The organism is Arenibacter troitsensis, assembly GCF_900177645.1.
Taxonomy (GTDB): Bacteria; Bacteroidota; Bacteroidia; order Flavobacteriales; family Flavobacteriaceae; genus Arenibacter; species Arenibacter troitsensis.
On record NZ_FXAO01000005.1, the window covers coordinates 215,452 to 231,807 of the forward strand.

Here is a 16,356-nt window from a genome sequence, read left to right on the forward strand (position 1 = left end):
TATGGCAGTTTTTTCCATTTTCAAAAATACAGTTTTATTATTGTTTTTTACACTTTCTGCTTGTGGAAACCACACCAAAACCAATAATAAGGAACTTAAATCCGTGGTAGCACGGGATACTATAGCTACCGATCCACCTATAATCATAGCTGCCAATAGAACCGGGACCTACCTCCCTTTACTTGAAGGAAAAAGAGTTGGAATTGTAGCCAATCAGACCAGTGTCATCTTTAAGGATATACAACCCTTGTCCTACACCCATACTGTGGATTCCCTTTTAACCAAGGGCATCAATATTAAACTGGTATTTGCTCCTGAACACGGATTTCGGGGAGAAGCCGATGCGGGGGAAAAGGTTAGCGATGGAAAGGATGAAAAAACCGGACTTCCCATAATTTCCCTCTACGGAAAAAACCGTAAGCCTTCCAAAGCTCAATTGCAGGATATTGATGTTATTCTGTTCGACATTCAGGATGTAGGGGTACGTTTCTACACCTATATTGCTACCATGCAATTGGTCATGGAGGCTTGTGCTGAAAACAATATTCCGGTAATTGTATTGGATAGGCCCAATCCAAACGGACACTATGTGGATGGACCCACTATGGAAACCGAACACAGGGGATTTTTAGGAATGACCAATATTCCCTTGGTCTATGGGATGACTATTGGGGAATATGCCAATATGATCAACAAAGAAGGTTGGTTGGAAAACAAAGTTATTGCGGACCTGACCGTAATCCCGATGGAAAATTACAATCACCATAAAGATTACATATTGCCTATTAGGCCATCCCCCAACCTTCCCAACAACACCTCCATTTATCTATACCCCAGTTTGGGATTGTTTGAAGGGACCAATGTAAATGCAGGTCGTGGAACAGAGTTTCAGTTTCAGCGTTACGGCGCCTCCTTTATGGACAGTACAAAATACAATTTTAAATATACCCCTGCCCCTAATTTTGGATCGAAGGACCCCAAACAGAATGGCAAAATTTGTTTTGGAAAAGACCTCTCCAATACTCCTAAAATGAATACCGTGAATTTGGAGTACCTATTGGATGCTTACAAAAACACCAAGGACAAAAGCCTATTTTTTAACACAAGTGGCTTTACCAAACATGCCGGTACCACAAAATTACAGAAACAGATCGAGGCTGGACTCTCCCAAGAGCAAATAAAGAAAACCTGGCAAAAAGACATTGACCAATTCCAGAAAATTAGGGCCAAATATTTGATCTACAATTGACCTGTGGATTTTACATCCGTTTTTTCCGGGGATTTATACGCCTTAAACGGAATTTTCAATAAAGCCCCTAAGTCTGAATTTTCCTGTTCATTGGGATAGGTATCCACCCCATAGACAATTTCACTATTGGGCAATTTCATAAAGGTCCCAAGTAGCCTATCCCAAATAGAAAATATATTCCCATAATTGCTGTCGGTATAGGGTAATTTATAGTGGTGGTGCACTTTGTGCATATCTGGAGAAACAATGACCCAGCTCAACACCTCATCCACCTTTTTGGGCAATGAAATATTGGCATGGTTAAATTGTGATAAAATAACCGAAAGGGCCTGATATATCATAATAATGGCAATAGGCGCCCCAACCACAAAAGTGCCGAAACATGTGAAAATAAACCGTACCACACTTTCTCCTGGATGGTGCCGATTAGCAGTTGTAGTATCCACTTCATGATCGGTATGATGAATTAGATGAAAGCCCCAAAGTACCTTTACCTTGTGCTCTACCCAATGGGCCAACCATGCACTTATAAAATCCAGGATCATTACCCCCAACAAAACTTTTAACCATAAAGGCATAACCGGTAACCATTGCAGGATCCCAAAATTATTCGCTATGGTCCAATCACTGGTTTTTAACAATAAAAAAGCCAAGGGGAAATTTACAAGGATGGTGGTCAGGGTGAAAAAAATATTGATACCAGCATGTCTTAGCTTGCTATATTTTAACTGAAAAAGAGGAATAATATACTCCAGTATCCAAAAAAATGCAATCCCTGAAACCAAAATGATACTTCGGTGTGCGGGAGGGATAGTTTCAAAATAATTGTAAATGGCTTCCATTCCCTAAATTTACAAAATAGTTGTATGTAATTAAATACCCCACAAAAAAGTAATTTATAGCTACCCTTTCACCCACAGGGTTTATATTCAAAATGACCTACTTTAACTTAATTGCTCTTTTCATTTCCTCCACTATATTATAGGCAGCCGGACAAATGGCCACATTCTTTAAGGTGAGGTTACTTATTTGCTGAAATTTTTTCCTATCCGTATGTGGAAACTCACGGCAGGCCTTAGGCCTTACCTCGTAAATGGAACAGTAATTATCGGCACCCAAAAACGTACAGGGCACACTTTGAAGCACATAGTCATTATCTTCGTCCACCCTCAAAAATTGATCAATAAATTTCTGTGGTTTCATTCGGAAATGTTTGGCAATACGCTCTATATCGGCATTGGTAAACAAAGGGCCTGTTGTCTTGCAACAATTGGCACATTTTAAACAATCGGTTTTCCTAAACTCCGCCTCGTGTAGCTCCTGCATTACATAGTCCAAATCCTTTGGCGGTTTTTTCCGAAGTTTGCCAAAGAATTTCTTATTCCCACTATGTTTTTCCTGCGCCAGCTTGGGAAGTTGCTTTATTACCTCATCCATTATGGAATAAACTTTTAAAAGTTGGTTAAAAGTCCCACATTTGCATGTAAATAACAAATTTAAATGGCTAAGGACATTCTGGGCAAGGCACTTTTGGATTACCAATCCGGCAAATATTCTGAAGACATAAAGACCTATTCGTCATTGGATGAGGAGGACATAATACCCATTCCCTACCTCTTTAGAGACTTTAAGAAAATGCCCCCTTTGGAACAAAAGGCACTAAAGCTTTGCAAGGGCAACATTCTGGATATTGGCTGTGGAGCAGGTAGCCATTCCCTCTATTTGCAAAAAAAGGGCTTTGCTGTTACAGCCTTGGACCAATCTCCCGGAGCCATTGAAACTTGCAAAATAAGGGGTATAGAACATACGGTATTAAAAAACATTCAGGATTTTAAGCTTCAAAAATACGACACCCTGTTAATGCTCATGAACGGAATTGGGATAGTGGGAAAATTAAAGAACATAGACCAATTCTTTACTCATTTAAAGTCGCTCTTAAAACCTAAGGGGCAGATACTCTTGGATTCCAGCGATATCATATATATGTACGATGAAGATGAGGATGGCGGCTATTGGATTCCGGATAACCAAAACTACTATGGGGAAGTCACTTTTGAGATGGAATATAAGGGGGAGAAAAGTGAACCTTTGGATTGGTTATATTTGGACTATAATACTTTGCAACGTGCGGCAAACGCAAATAATTTAACTTGTGAGCTTGTAAACAAAGGTAAGCATTACGACTATTTAGCCAGACTTACCCTTTTGGAGTAATACCGTGCCATATTTGTCGTTATCTTTATAGTATCAGTCCTTTAATTAAAACTGACAATAATGAAAAAATTATCCCTAGGGCTTTTGTTGGCCTTTATCTTTTTCCTAGGTTGTTCCAAAGACTCCAGCGACAGCAATACCCTAACGGTAGATAAAACGGCCAATTTAAAAGGTCCGGGCGATTCTGCAAACGACTTACTATCCGACTCCAAGTTTAAAAACTTGGTCATCGAAATTGCCTATGTAACCAATTATGCCCCTACGGAAACAGCCGTTACCAATTTTATAGCCCTTTTAAATGAGCGTTCCTACAAGGACAACATAAGTATTATTTACCAAGAATTGGACTCTCCCAAAAAGGACAGTCTGTCCATTGACGAAATATTTGATTTGGAAAAGGAAAACAGAACAGTTTACAACAACGGTGACACCTTAGGACTCTACATCTATTTTACAGATGCCACTGCCAGCAGTGACAATCCCGATGAGGATCTCGTAACCCTTGGGGCCGTATACCGCAACACCTCTATGGTGATTTATGAAGGCACCATTAGAAAACTAGCTTCCAGGAGTTCGTTGATCAGTACCTCTACCGTAGAAACGGCTACCTTAAACCACGAGGCCGGACATTTATTTGGATTGGTAAACCTGGGTACACCGCCTGTAAACGAACACGAAGACCCTGATGCCAAAAGCCATTGTAACGAACAGAATTGCCTTATGCGGGCAGAACTCCAATTTGGATGGGGAATGGCCAAAATGCTTACGGCAAAAAACGGGGCAATCCCCAGTTTTGGACCTGAGTGCCTCCTTGATTTACAAGCCAACGGAGGCAAATAATCTTAATACGAAAACCTATTATAAACAAATGAAAAAAATAATTACCACCACAAACGCACCTGCTCCAATTGGACCTTACAACCAAGCCGTATTGGCAGGAAACACCTTGTATATCTCAGGACAAATTCCTTTAGACCCAAAAACAGGGAATTTGGTGTCAGGGGATATAAAAAAGGAAACCGAGCAGTCTATGCAAAACTTAAAAGCCATTCTTACCGAGGCAGGAATGACTTTTGAAAATGTCGTTAAATCATCGATTTTCGTAAAGGATATGCATCAATTTTCACAAATAAACGAAGTATATGGCGCTTACTTTGATGCTGATACCGCTCCAGCTAGGGAAACTGTTGAAGTAGCCAATCTTCCCAAATTTGTAAATGTTGAAATATCTATGATCGCTATTAAATAGAGCCTTTGTGAAATTCTACCAGACCTTCAATTGGTCTTTGTCTAATTACGCCTAGGATAAGATCATTTCTTTCCACCACTGTAGCCAGTTCTTCGCGAAGGTAATATGCAATACTGCCCACAAAACTTACAGGAACTTTTGTGGCCAACTCAAACTGCATAATGTAATTGTTCACAAACTGCTGAAAGCCCTTATCTATCACCCCTCTACAATAGGGGTGGTTTTTATTTTCTACAATAAATCTGGCGAATGTGGCCAAATAGGTATTTGGATTGGGTTGCTTGTATAGATTTTCCTTAATTACATCGGCATCCAAATTGTATTCCTTGGCAAACTTTGTGGCCAAGTCCATTGGAATTTTATTAAAGTAATAATCCCTGATCAATTTCCTTCCAAAAAAGTTGCCACTACCATCATCCATAGGGATATATCCCAAAGAAGTAACCTTTTGATGCAATTTCTCCCCATCATAATAGCTGCAATTGGAACCCGTGCCTAAAATACACACAATTCCGTGTTGCCCTATTTTTGTTGTAGCAAAAATGGCCGCATAAGTATCTTCCTTAACCTCGGCCTTGGCATTGGGAAAAAATTCATTAAAAATCTCCGTTAAAAACTTTTTCATCCTATCGGTACCACATCCGGCCCCGTAAAAATACAAGTGGGTAACATCTTCCCTGTTCTTGGAAAGCTCAAAATTATTGGCCAAACGGTCTTCGATCACAGGACGCGTCAACACTTCAGGACTTAGTCCCAAGGTTTGTGTCATGAACAACTGGTTACCCTTGTCATCCAAGGCAATCCAATCCGATTTTGTTGCACCACTATCTACAATCAATATCATATAACAAGATTATTAATAAAGAATCCTGAAAATAAGCAAAAAATTACTTAATCTCAGGATTCTTTTAATTATTACCCTTTAAGACTATAATTTATGGATGTATTGGGCTAAGTCTACCAATTTATTGGAATATCCAGACTCGTTATCATACCAAGAAACTACTTTAAAGAATTTCGAATTCAACTCAATTCCAGCTTCGGCATCAAAAATACTGGTTCTGGCATCCCCTATAAAATCTTGGGAAACAACCGCTTCGTCCGTATAACCCAAAATTCCTTTCAATTCTCCTTCAGAAGCCTTTTTAAATGCTTTTTTAATCTCCTCATAAGAGGTCTCCTTCTCCAAACGAACCGTTAAATCCACTACAGATACATCGGCAGTCGGAACACGGAAAGCCATTCCTGTTAATTTACCTTGCAATGCTGGAATAACCTTGGTTACCGCCTTGGCCGCACCGGTTGATGCTGGAATAATGTTCAATAGGGCACTTCTACCGCCTCTCCAATCTTTTCTGGAAGGTCCATCAACCGTCATTTGAGTAGCAGTTGTTGCGTGTACCGTAGTCATTAAAGCCTCTTCTATACCAAAACTATCGTTCAATACTTTTGCCATTGGAGCCAAACAGTTGGTAGTACAGGAAGCATTGGAAACAATCTTATCGGAAGCTTTAACCTCTTTATGGTTAACTCCCATTACAAACATAGGCGCATTGCTGGAAGGAGCTGAAATAACCACTTTTTTGGCCCCACCATCTATGTGATATTGTGCCGTTTCCAAAGTAGTGAAAATACCGGTACATTCAGCAACGATATCGGCACCAACCTCATCCCACTTCAAATTCTTTGGATCTCTTTCAGCAGTAATCCTAACTGTTTTACCGTTAACTACCAAATTACCATCCTTTACTTCAACGGTACCATTAAATTTTCCATGAACCGAATCATATTCCAACAAATAAGCAAGATGTTCCACATCCAGCAAATCGTTAATAGCAACTACATCTACATTATCCCTTTCTACGGTAGCCCTGAAGACCAATCTTCCAATTCTACCGAAACCGTTAATCCCTATTTTCAAGTTTGACATTTCTATTGTTTTTAATGTTTAAAATTATGTTGTCATGATATCGGAAACCCTCATAAGCTCCTTATCAATTTTTGTATGTCCTTTTATTGCCTTACTGATCGGTGTCAGGGTAATTGTATTATCCTGTATACCCACCATTAAGTTGGTCTTTCCTTCCAATAATGCCTCTACCGCCTTAACACCCATTCTACTGGCCAGTACACGATCAAAACAGGATGGTGCCCCACCTCTTTGCATATGTCCCAAAACGGATACACGCACATCATATATGGGCAGATGTTCCTCTACATATTCTTTTAGCTCGAAAACATTCTTACCGGTTTTGTCGCCTTCCGCTACCACCACAATACTGGATGATTTTCCGGATTGCTTACTGCGCTTCAAAGATTCCAACAATCTTTCAAGTCCCAAATTTTCCTCAGGAATCAAAATCTCTTCCGCTCCTGCACCAACTCCTGCATTTAAGGCAATGTGGCCTACATCACGACCCATAACCTCTACAAAGAATAGCCTGTTGTGCGAACTGGCGGTATCCCTAATCTTATCTATACATTCTACAGCGGTATTCAAGGCCGTGTCAAATCCTAAGGTATAAGTAGTGCCAAAAATATCGTTATCTATAGTACCAGGGATTCCGATTACAGGAAAATCAAATTCCTTATTAAAGGTTAAGGCACCCGTAAAGCTACCATCGCCCCCAATTACTACAAATGCATCTATACCTGCTTTTTTTAATTGGTCGTAAGCCACTTGCCGACCTTCCTTGGTCCTAAAAGGCAAACAACGGGCAGATTTAAGGATGGTACCTCCCTTGTTTATAATGTTGTTCACACTACGCGCATCCATTACCTTAAAATCGCCCTCCATCATGCCTTCATATCCTCTATAGATACCAACGCATTCAACCTTTAAGTAGGCACATGTACGTACTACTGCCCTAATAGCAGCATTCATTCCCGGTGAGTCTCCTCCTGATGTAAAAACACCAATTTTTTTTATTGCTGAAGCCATAAAAATTTTAAAAAAACAAAACTAGCAAACTTATTTCAATAATTACCCGACTTTGGCTTTAATTTGACAACAACGGACCACTCCAACGTTTTCGTTGAATAATTTCTTGGAAATTGTTAAATTCATAATCAATTACTCAGGAAAAGTGATTATTTCGAAATTGGACAAGACAACCCAAAAGAACCAAAATCGACCTTTATTTCTTGCCTAGAATTTTACGCAATAGCTCTTTAAAGCTATCGAAGTCCACTTGATAGGAAAGTCCGACACCCTGTGTATATCCCTGACGATCTGCCAAAAATTGTTGGATTTCATTTTCCCTATTGAAAATTTTGGCACTTAGGGTACCTTCTTCGTTCAACAAAATCTGCACTTCCACATCTCCAGCAACCACCGTTTCCGATACGCCACCAACGGGGACCCCTACCCTTCCATTGAGCAAGACCCTGTCACTGATCTGGGTAGACAGGGTTACCCCTAGCCTATTCTCTGTCTGAATATCCGTGCTCCTATCCAAAATTCCTTGTTCATAAGACAATCCAAAATTTAATTTGTCGTTGTCGCCCGCCAATAAGGAGTTGAGTATCCCGGAGGCAGATTGAAGTAGGTTTCCCGTAACGGCCTGTTGGTTTATACTCGTCTGTTCATTTACAAAAGAGCCTTGTGCCAATAGAAAAAGGGCATTTTTTTCGGCAATGGTAGGATCCTGCAATCTGTATTCCAATTCGGATTTAACAATGGAATTGGTACCCGGGAACTCTATCCTCCAATCTATAACCGGACTTTCCAATTCACCGGTTAGCCTTACCACTACATCGGTGGGTATACGTCTTGTATATCCAGGATTATCCAAAAGCGGAGCGGGGTTTGCATTTAAGGAATAAACGGCTTCCATATTTAACTGTGCCGCCAAGGGCTCCCTTTCCCATGTAATGTTACCTCCTGGTTTCACTTTAAAAGTCTTGTCCACAATACCACCAAACTTATAGCGAAACTGCCCAGTTACTACCACAAAGTCACCGTACATGTTAAATTTACCGTTGGTATTGATTTCAATAAACAAAATTCCCGCACCTGTCCCCTTTAAGGAACTGCCAGTTTTGGTATCTACAACGATCTCAACCTCCGCATCCGGGGTAACATCCAGGTTAAAGGCCAGCTCAAGACCCTCCACCTCCTTTAAAACCCTTTGGCCCTTTTCCGTTTCCTCGACTTTCTTACCTACAAAATTGATAAATGAAAAATCTCCAACGCTAACCACATCACTTATTGGGATTTTTAAGGACGTACCGCGTGCCGTTTCCCCATCTACATTGATAGTAAGGGCATTGGTAGGTCCAAATATTCTTCCCGTACCATTTAAATAACCGGCACCATAGTACAATACCTCTTCCTTAAATGGCGTATTAAGTATTAGAAAACGATCATTGTTGGTATCTACATCCAAATCCAAACTCCAATCCTTAAATAGCCTATGTGTAATGGTACCATCCAAGGTTGCCTTGGTCTTCATATCCACATCGGTAAGTTTGATCTTCTGAAAATTAAAGGTTTGGTCGGATAATTTTACCCTGGAGTATGGCGCAAAACTGTAATCTACATTTAAATATGGAATGGCAATACCAGCTTCATTCAAAGAGAGTACACCACTCCAATTAGGATTATTAATTGGCCCCTTAAGAATGGCACTTCCCTGCAACAGCCCCCTAATATTGGTGATGATACCCTCGCCCAACGGACTAAACGGCTCTAAATTGAACTTATTGAAATCCACTATGAGATTTGCCTGGGGAATTTCTTCCCGATTGGAGATATTCCCAACTATACTGAGCTTCTCGGCCCCCTTATCCACTAAGGTAGTGTTTACCACAAAATCTGTCAAATCCCTATTGCCCACTATACCTATCGCCAAATCTCCCAAGGTTATATTGTTGACCCCAAAGTTCTTGATATTCAAATTGGAGGACGGCAGGTAAACATTGTCTTTCTGTAACACGTTCAAGGTACCGTTCACCTCCCCATGCAACTTAAGACTATCTATAGCGGGCGTAATCTTACCAAGGGTTACTATCTTAAATTGCAGCTCAACATCCTTATAAGTAGAATCGGCCAATTGCCCCCTTAAACGAATCTGTTCCTGTTCATTATTGTTCATTACCACTTCCTCAATGGTAATGCTATCCAAGGTTTTATTGAGGATTACCTTATTCTTATTGTTCCCATCCTTATTGAGTATCCATTTGTTTCCCTTAAAACTAATATCGGAAGTTTTTAGACCAATAACAGATTTGTTCTCCTTGTTGAAGGTATGGTAGAAATTGAGATTGTAACTATCATTATATTCACTACCCCCTTTAAATTCCGTTCTAAAAAACAGGGTATCCTTTAAGGTAGTATTGATCAGATTAAAATCTTTTACATCATAATAGGGAGTTGCCAGATCCCCAATAGAAACGTAGGTATTGAATAATGGGTTTTTGTTGTCTATCTTAACGTCTATACTATCCAATTCATTACCATAGGCCACTATACTGGGCGATTTGAACGTTAGTTTAAAATCCCCTTCATCGGCAATGATATTGCCCCTAATAAAAGTATTGGGATCAAACTTCACCTCTGGAAAAAACACATCCACAATCTTGTTGTAAATTTTGAAATTGAATGCCAGTCGCTGATTTGCCGATATATTGAACGGTCTATAATTGGTGTAAATACTTCCCAAGGAATTTTGCAGCAACCTACCGAGCTCCTTGACTTTAAAATTACCCTTCAAATAACCGGTAATAATATCGGGCGAATTAATATCGATAATTCGGGTACTGTCGTTTTCAAAGGTAGACGAGACCTTAAAATCCTCAAAATAGTAGGTCTCGTTCTTGTTCTGGTAATTGGTTTTGGTAAATTTTATATCCCCAACAATATTGTCCAAGGAATTACCACTGATATCCATATTTATATCACCCTTAAAAATGGACACACTATCATTTATAAAATTTATCCTTTTAAGATCTGCATAGTCTACCGAAGCGATAAAATTGAAATTATTCCTGTTTTCCGCAAAATCGGCCAATCCCTTAAAGCTAAATTGAATATTTTCATCACTGCACAGCAGGGAACCATCAAAAAGCTGCTCTTTAATTATACCGGACACGTTGACATCCTTATAGTCGTAGCCATTAAAATTTATGGAATACACCTGCCCTATTACCTCGGTGTTTAAATATTCCATGACCATCCCCTTGCCTTCCACATTAAAATCCAGATTTGTAATACCCACCTTAGCGGATTCGATTAAATTTCCAAGATCAAAATCGATCAAAGACACAAAACCCTTATAGGAGGCATCGTCTATATGATCAATATCGGTAAGTTCCAGGTCCACATAACTACTTCCAATAAGGGTATTGATGTTGGCCTTGGTATTTATGGAAGATTCCGTGATAAGGGCATCTCCCCTAACCGTAAACTGACCCAATTTCTGAATCGAGGAGGGCAACACGTCAAGAATATTGGGGAGCAAGGCCCTGAGCTCATAGTAACTGGAGGTAACGTTCTTCATATTGGCCTCTAGCTCAAAGCCGACATCCTTCGTAAACAGGTTCTTGAAATTAAAATCTCCACGAATTCCCGTATTATCCGTTGTTAAAAACAGATCGTTCGTATTCAAATCGTTCAGCACCCCATCAACCATAGTGGAGAACGAAACTACAATATCACTCCCAAATTCATTATAGAGTAAGTTCACTTCATTTAAGGCCACCGTAGATTCCACGAATTCGGCATCAATCCTTACCTTATTCAAAAAGTCCTTAAAATCTTCCCGTTCATAATTGAATATCACCTTGCCAGATAAATGGGATTGAGGGGTTTTGATGCTCAGGGAGTCAAAACGCATCTGCTGTTTGGTATACTTAAATTCGGTGGCCATTTCATTAACTACCACCCCTCTTTTACTATTGAAGGACATTTTTTCAATATTGGATGTAACATCCGGACCAACAATGGTAAAATCGGAAGCGGAAATATTAAGATCCACAAAATTCAACATTTCGGCAGTCTCCCTATTTTCGTCTATGAGCCTAAATTTACTATCGCTTATTTCTACATCTGAGGAAGAAAAATAAAAGGGGGGCGTACCTGGGGCCCTAGGTTTTTTATCATCCAACTTGTCAATAAATACCTCAAGATTGGTACTCTGGTCATCCTGATAGGTCCTCAACTTAAAATTGAGTCGCTCAATGGCTATATCGCCAAATTCCAATTTACCGTTCACCAAATTGCGAACGTTAAGGATGGAGGTACTTAGATTATCTATATAGAACAGGGTATCCTGTTTATAATCCTCAATATAAACCCCTTTAAGCGAGGTATCCCATGAAATTAATGAAATCCTTAAACGATCTATATTAATATTGGTACCAAATTCCTTATTGATCTCCGCGGTAGCATACTTGGCAAAACGGGTCTGGACAAATGGCAAGGAAAGTATAACACTGCCCAAAACGCAAATAAGAACGAGCACCAAAAATACTCTGACCAGAATTTTTCTTAATTTTTTGATAGGGCTTTATGTTTTACCTTTGTACATTCAAATTTTATTCCAAACAAAGTGGATAATAAAACTATTTATATTTTAGCCATTGAATCCTCGTGCGATGACACTTCTGCCGCCGTATTGTGCAACAATAGGAAACTAAGCAATATTGTGGCCACGCAAAAAATACATGAGGAATACGGCGGGGTTGTTCCCGAACTTGCCTCACGGGCACACCAACAAAACATAGTCCCTGTGGTGCACCAAGCATTAGCCAAAGCAAATATCGATAAAAAACAGTTATCCGCCATAGCTTTTACACGCGGACCAGGACTTATGGGATCTTTATTGGTAGGAACCTCTTTTGCCAAATCCCTATCCTTGGGATTGGGTATTCCTTTAATTGAGGTAAACCATATGCAAGCCCATATTTTATCGCACTTTATTGAGGAAGAAAATTATAAAATGCCCTCCTTTCCCTTTTTGGCAATGACCATTAGTGGAGGACATACGCAAATAGTACTGGTAAAGGATTACTTCGACATGGAAATTTTAGGCGAATCCTTGGATGATGCAGTAGGCGAAGCCTATGACAAGAGTGCAAAAATATTGGGACTACCGTATCCAGGTGGACCCTTGGTAGACAAATATGCACAGTTGGGAAACCCCAAAGCTTTCCCTTTTCCCAAACCCAAGGTAGATGGACTAAACTTTAGTTTTAGCGGTCTAAAGACGAGTATTCTGTACTTCATACAACGAGAAACAAAAAACAACCCCAATTTTATTGCCGAAAATTTGAACGATATCTGTGCCTCCATCCAATATACCATCATCAACATACTAATGGATAAAATAAAGAAGGCCGCAAAGCAGACTGGAATAACACAAGTAGCCATTGGGGGTGGAGTATCTGCAAATTCGGGCATTAGACAGGCCCTTAAAAAAGCAGAGGAAAAATGGGGATGGAATACCTACATCCCTAAATTTGAATATTGCACGGATAATGCAGCCATGATCGGCATTGTAGGATATTTAAAATACAAAGAAATGGACTTTGTAGATCAAAGTATTACTGCCAAGGCAAGATATGTAATCCAATAAAAACGTAGGCAGTTCAAGGGCTTACTGATTACTTGATTTAAATTTCCGGTTAATCCGGAATCCGGTTCAAGCATTTTTGGAATTCGTATCTTGAAAATTTAAAATAATATGGCATACGACGAACAATTTGCACAGAGAATCAGGGCTAGTTTTGAATTGCAGCCCCAAGACGTCCGAACAAATATTACCGAAAAGAAAATGTTTGGAGGAATTGCCTTTTTGTACTGTGGCAAAATGACCGTAGGTATTATAAAAGAAAATCTTATGGTAAGGGTCGTCTCCAGTAAAATGGATAGGATCCTAAGTACAGAACATGTAAGGCCCATGGATTTTGCAAAACGCCCCATGAAGGAATTTGTCTATGTTTCCCAAGAGGGAATTGCCACCGAGGAGCAATTATTAAATTACATTGAATTAGGACTGGAACACGCCAAACAAAAATTGAACGAACTGTAAATATCACTACTAGCGCATGCAACTTTTCTACCATCCCGAATTAGAAGCCAAGACCGAACAATTTATTTTTCCACCCGATGAAAGTCGGCATATTTCCAAAGTTTTGCGAAAAAGTTCGGGCGATATTTTGCAGATCACCAATGGAAAAGGGCTTTGGTTTGAAGCCGAAATACTTGTTCCCGACCATAAAAAATGTAGGGCAAAAATAATTTCACAAACCCAGGTACCGCCAAAACCATATCAACTGCATATGGCAGTGGCTCCAACAAAACTCAACGACCGCTTTGAATGGTTTTTGGAGAAAGCTACGGAAATTGGAGTTCATCAAATTACCCCCATTATTTGTGACCATTCCGAGAGAAAGGTCATTAAAATGGACAGAATGGAGAAGGTGATCCAAGCCGCCATGAAACAATCGCTCCAATCCTATTTGCCTCAGTTAAATCCTGCCATTTCCTTTAAAGAATATATGGCCCTACCCAAGAATGGGGAATTGTACATAGCCCATTGCGAGGAAGACAAAAAAAAGGAACTGTCCCATTGTGCAGTGGCCAAGAAAAATACTACCATATTAATTGGCCCTGAAGGCGATTTTTCTTCTGAAGAGATACAGTTGGCCTTGGACAACGGATTTGAAGCGGTTGCTTTGGGAAACACAAGATTGCGTACGGAAACCGCGGCCATAGTGGCCTGTACCACCATTGCCCTAATTAATCTATAATACGCGGTTAGCAGATTTCTTGGGAAGGTATACTACTAGTTAATTTATTTTTTACCAAAACAAGGAATGTTATCCGTAGCCCTTTTAGTTTTTTAACTGGTTAATATTCTTAAATTTGAATACCCTAATAGTCCGAGTGTACATGAAGCAGCTAGTTATAATATTATTGATTTTCAATTTTTATTTGGCAGAAAGTGCATATGCTCAGGAAATTGCCACATTAAAATATGGGGGTGGCGGTGATTGGTACGCCAACCCAACAGGACTTCCCAACCTAATTAAATTCTGCAACCAACAACTAAGGACTACCATAGCGCCCAAGCCGCAAACCGTGGAGGTAGGCAGCTCCAATATTTTTCAATATCCATTTATACATATGACTGGGCATGGAAACATATTCTTTTCCGAAGAGGAAGCTGAAAACTTAAGAACCTATTTATTGGCAGGAGGATTTTTACACATAGATGACAATTATGGCATGGAACCCTACCTGCGCAAAGAACTCGCCAAAGTATTTCCGGAAAAGGAACTCACGGAATTAGGTACGGACCACCCCATATTTAGCCAACAATTCCAATTTCCAAAAGGATTGCCCAAGATACATGAGCATGATGGCAAAAGGCCGCAGGCGTTTGGCATCTTTGAACAGAACCGCCTTATCCTTCTTTTTACATTTGAAAGCGACCTTGGGGACGGATGGGAAGACCCAGAAGTGCATAACGACCCCCAAGATGTACGTCTTAAGGCTTTACAAATGGGGGCCAATATAATCTCCTATGTTTTTAAAAGTTAAAATATGACATCAAAGACCATTGCAGAAGGTATTCTAAGGGCTCTGGGCGTTATTCTAGCCATAGCAATCCTTCTTGCTTTCCTGTATAAAATTAGTGCGGTTTTAATATACATAGCCATAGCGGCAGTTGCCAGTTTGATAGGCCGCCCCATTGTTTTATTTTTTCGTCAGAAGTTAAAATTCAACAATACCGTGGCGGTAATCATAACTATGATATTCCTTGTTGGGGTAGTTGCGGGCGTCATTGCCCTATTTGTGCCCTTACTTATTCAACAGGGTCAGAACCTATCCCTTCTCAACATCGATGCCTTACAGACCAATTTGGAGGACTTGTACCGCCAGTTACTGCAATATATCGGAGTTAAATCCGAGGATTTGGAACAAAGCATTAAAGATTCACATTTATTTTCCAATCTTAACTTTGGAATACTTCCAGATTTCCTAAACTCCATAATCGGCATATTGGGGAGTCTTAGCGTAGGACTGTTTTCCGTACTCTTTATAGCCTTCTTTTTTTTAAAGGACAGTAAACTTTTTGAAGAATCCATACTCACCCTAATCCCTGACAATAAGGAAAATAGATTTCAACATTCCATGGAAACCATCAAAAATTTGCTATCCCGGTACTTTGTAGGCCTGGTGTTCCAAATCTTGATCCTCTTTGTCATTTATTCCATTGTCCTTTTCGTTTTTGGAATCGAAAATGCCATAGTAATCGCCTTTCTCTGTGCCCTTCTCAACCTTATCCCTTATATAGGCCCCATTATTGGAGGGATTTTAATGGCGGTTTTAACCATGACCAGTAATGTGGGAGCCGATTTTAGTAGCGTTATTTTGCCCAAAACCGGTTATGTAATGATTGGGTTTATTATAGGCCAATTGGTAGACAACTTTTTCTCCCAGCCTTTTATATTCTCTAGCAGCGTAAAATCGCACCCCTTGGAAATTTTCCTCATCATCATCATTGGAGGATTGCTCTTGGGAGTAACCGGAATGATTATAGCGGTTCCGGGCTATACGGCCATAAAGGTAATCCTTAAGGAATTTTTCTCCGAGAATAAAATTGTAAAATCGCTTACAAAAAATTTATAATCCCAC

General features: G+C 39.8%; 15 protein-coding genes. 9 read left to right on the forward strand and 6 right to left on the reverse strand.

Annotated elements, in window-relative coordinates:
- Position 1 precedes the first annotated feature (1 nt).
- On the forward strand, positions 2-1,249 hold the full coding sequence (locus tag B9Y87_RS12800) for an exo-beta-N-acetylmuramidase NamZ family protein (protein WP_085499394.1): 1,248 nt from the start codon (positions 2-4) through the stop codon (positions 1,247-1,249).
- Here B9Y87_RS12800 and B9Y87_RS12805 read toward each other — a convergent pair.
- On the reverse strand, positions 1,240-2,091 hold the full coding sequence (locus B9Y87_RS12805; RefSeq protein ID WP_085499395.1) for a sterol desaturase family protein: 852 nt from the start codon (positions 2,089-2,091) through the stop codon (positions 1,240-1,242). The two genes, B9Y87_RS12800 and B9Y87_RS12805, sit on opposite strands and share 10 nt — an antisense overlap.
- 97 nt (positions 2,092-2,188) lie before the next feature.
- On the reverse strand, positions 2,189-2,686 hold the full coding sequence (locus B9Y87_RS12810) for a YkgJ family cysteine cluster protein (protein WP_085499396.1): 498 nt from the start codon (positions 2,684-2,686) through the stop codon (positions 2,189-2,191).
- A gap of 63 nt (positions 2,687-2,749) precedes the next feature.
- Here B9Y87_RS12810 and B9Y87_RS12815 point away from each other — a divergent pair, with 63 nt between their 5' ends.
- The 3 genes from B9Y87_RS12815 to B9Y87_RS12825 are packed head-to-tail and all read left to right on the forward strand — an operon-like array spanning position 2,750 to position 4,712.
- Positions 2,750-3,463, forward strand: a complete 714-nt coding sequence (locus tag B9Y87_RS12815; RefSeq protein WP_085499397.1) for a class I SAM-dependent methyltransferase — start codon at positions 2,750-2,752, stop codon at positions 3,461-3,463.
- Positions 3,464-3,523: 60 nt separating this feature from the next.
- The gene (locus B9Y87_RS12820) at positions 3,524-4,303 is read left to right on the forward strand and encodes a hypothetical protein (protein WP_085499398.1); all 780 of its coding nucleotides are present in this window, start codon (positions 3,524-3,526) and stop codon (positions 4,301-4,303) included.
- Between the two features lie 28 nt (positions 4,304-4,331).
- Positions 4,332-4,712 carry a RidA family protein gene (locus B9Y87_RS12825; RefSeq protein WP_085499604.1) on the forward strand — a complete coding sequence of 127 codons (381 nt, stop codon included), beginning with the start codon at positions 4,332-4,334 and terminating at the stop codon, positions 4,710-4,712.
- Here B9Y87_RS12825 and B9Y87_RS12830 read toward each other — a convergent pair.
- From B9Y87_RS12830 to B9Y87_RS12845, 4 genes are all read right to left on the reverse strand, one after another.
- Positions 4,705-5,556, reverse strand: a complete 852-nt coding sequence (locus B9Y87_RS12830) for an N-acetylglucosamine kinase (protein ID WP_085499399.1) — start codon at positions 5,554-5,556, stop codon at positions 4,705-4,707. The genes B9Y87_RS12825 and B9Y87_RS12830 overlap by 8 nt on opposite strands.
- Positions 5,557-5,640: 84 nt before the next feature.
- Entirely contained in the window at positions 5,641-6,642 is a 1,002-nt protein-coding gene (gene gap / locus B9Y87_RS12835) for a type I glyceraldehyde-3-phosphate dehydrogenase (protein ID WP_085499400.1), read from the reverse strand.
- 24 nt (positions 6,643-6,666) lie between these two features.
- Complete coding sequence (gene pfkA, locus B9Y87_RS12840; RefSeq protein WP_031444987.1) at positions 6,667-7,653, reverse strand: 6-phosphofructokinase; 987 nt, start codon at positions 7,651-7,653, stop codon at positions 6,667-6,669.
- A 196-nt stretch (positions 7,654-7,849) separates the two neighbouring features.
- Entirely contained in the window at positions 7,850-12,154 is a 4,305-nt protein-coding gene (locus B9Y87_RS12845) for a translocation/assembly module TamB domain-containing protein (RefSeq protein ID WP_245808702.1), read from the reverse strand.
- A gap of 108 nt (positions 12,155-12,262) precedes the next feature.
- Between B9Y87_RS12845 and tsaD the strand changes: the two genes are divergently transcribed.
- From tsaD to B9Y87_RS12870, 5 genes are all read left to right on the forward strand, one after another.
- Complete coding sequence (tsaD, locus tag B9Y87_RS12850) at positions 12,263-13,288, forward strand: tRNA (adenosine(37)-N6)-threonylcarbamoyltransferase complex transferase subunit TsaD (protein ID WP_085499401.1); 1,026 nt, start codon at positions 12,263-12,265, stop codon at positions 13,286-13,288.
- 108 nt (positions 13,289-13,396) lie between these two features.
- Complete coding sequence (locus tag B9Y87_RS12855) at positions 13,397-13,744, forward strand: TfoX/Sxy family protein (protein WP_085499402.1); 348 nt, start codon at positions 13,397-13,399, stop codon at positions 13,742-13,744.
- Between the two features lie 16 nt (positions 13,745-13,760).
- The gene (locus B9Y87_RS12860) at positions 13,761-14,465 is read left to right on the forward strand and encodes a 16S rRNA (uracil(1498)-N(3))-methyltransferase (protein WP_085499403.1); all 705 of its coding nucleotides are present in this window, start codon (positions 13,761-13,763) and stop codon (positions 14,463-14,465) included.
- Between the two features lie 142 nt (positions 14,466-14,607).
- On the forward strand, positions 14,608-15,258 hold the full coding sequence (locus B9Y87_RS12865; protein WP_085499404.1) for a DUF4159 domain-containing protein: 651 nt from the start codon (positions 14,608-14,610) through the stop codon (positions 15,256-15,258).
- Between the two features lie 3 nt (positions 15,259-15,261).
- The gene (locus B9Y87_RS12870) at positions 15,262-16,350 is read left to right on the forward strand and encodes an AI-2E family transporter (protein WP_085499405.1); all 1,089 of its coding nucleotides are present in this window, start codon (positions 15,262-15,264) and stop codon (positions 16,348-16,350) included.
- The last annotated feature ends 6 nt before the right edge of the window (positions 16,351-16,356 follow it).

What these genes read in the sequence shown, in the direction of transcription:
- B9Y87_RS12830 (WP_085499399.1), bottom strand. Translation starts at nt 5,556, where the DNA reads ATGATATTGATTGTAGATAGTGGTGCAACAAAATCGGATTGGATTGCC.
- B9Y87_RS12820 (WP_085499398.1), top strand. Translation starts at nt 3,524, where the DNA reads ATGAAAAAATTATCCCTAGGGCTTTTGTTGGCCTTTATCTTTTTCCTA.
- B9Y87_RS12860 (WP_085499403.1), top strand. Translation starts at nt 13,761, where the DNA reads ATGCAACTTTTCTACCATCCCGAATTAGAAGCCAAGACCGAACAATTT.
- gap (WP_085499400.1), bottom strand. Translation starts at nt 6,642, where the DNA reads ATGTCAAACTTGAAAATAGGGATTAACGGTTTCGGTAGAATTGGAAGA.
- pfkA (WP_031444987.1), bottom strand. Translation starts at nt 7,653, where the DNA reads ATGGCTTCAGCAATAAAAAAAATTGGTGTTTTTACATCAGGAGGAGAC.
- B9Y87_RS12825 (WP_085499604.1), top strand. Translation starts at nt 4,332, where the DNA reads ATGAAAAAAATAATTACCACCACAAACGCACCTGCTCCAATTGGACCT.
- B9Y87_RS12810 (WP_085499396.1), bottom strand. Translation starts at nt 2,686, where the DNA reads ATGGATGAGGTAATAAAGCAACTTCCCAAGCTGGCGCAGGAAAAACAT.
- B9Y87_RS12815 (WP_085499397.1), top strand. Translation starts at nt 2,750, where the DNA reads ATGGCTAAGGACATTCTGGGCAAGGCACTTTTGGATTACCAATCCGGC.
- B9Y87_RS12800 (WP_085499394.1), top strand. Translation starts at nt 2, where the DNA reads ATGGCAGTTTTTTCCATTTTCAAAAATACAGTTTTATTATTGTTTTTT.
- B9Y87_RS12865 (WP_085499404.1), top strand. Translation starts at nt 14,608, where the DNA reads ATGAAGCAGCTAGTTATAATATTATTGATTTTCAATTTTTATTTGGCA.
- B9Y87_RS12870 (WP_085499405.1), top strand. Translation starts at nt 15,262, where the DNA reads ATGACATCAAAGACCATTGCAGAAGGTATTCTAAGGGCTCTGGGCGTT.
- B9Y87_RS12805 (WP_085499395.1), bottom strand. Translation starts at nt 2,091, where the DNA reads ATGGAAGCCATTTACAATTATTTTGAAACTATCCCTCCCGCACACCGA.
- B9Y87_RS12855 (WP_085499402.1), top strand. Translation starts at nt 13,397, where the DNA reads ATGGCATACGACGAACAATTTGCACAGAGAATCAGGGCTAGTTTTGAA.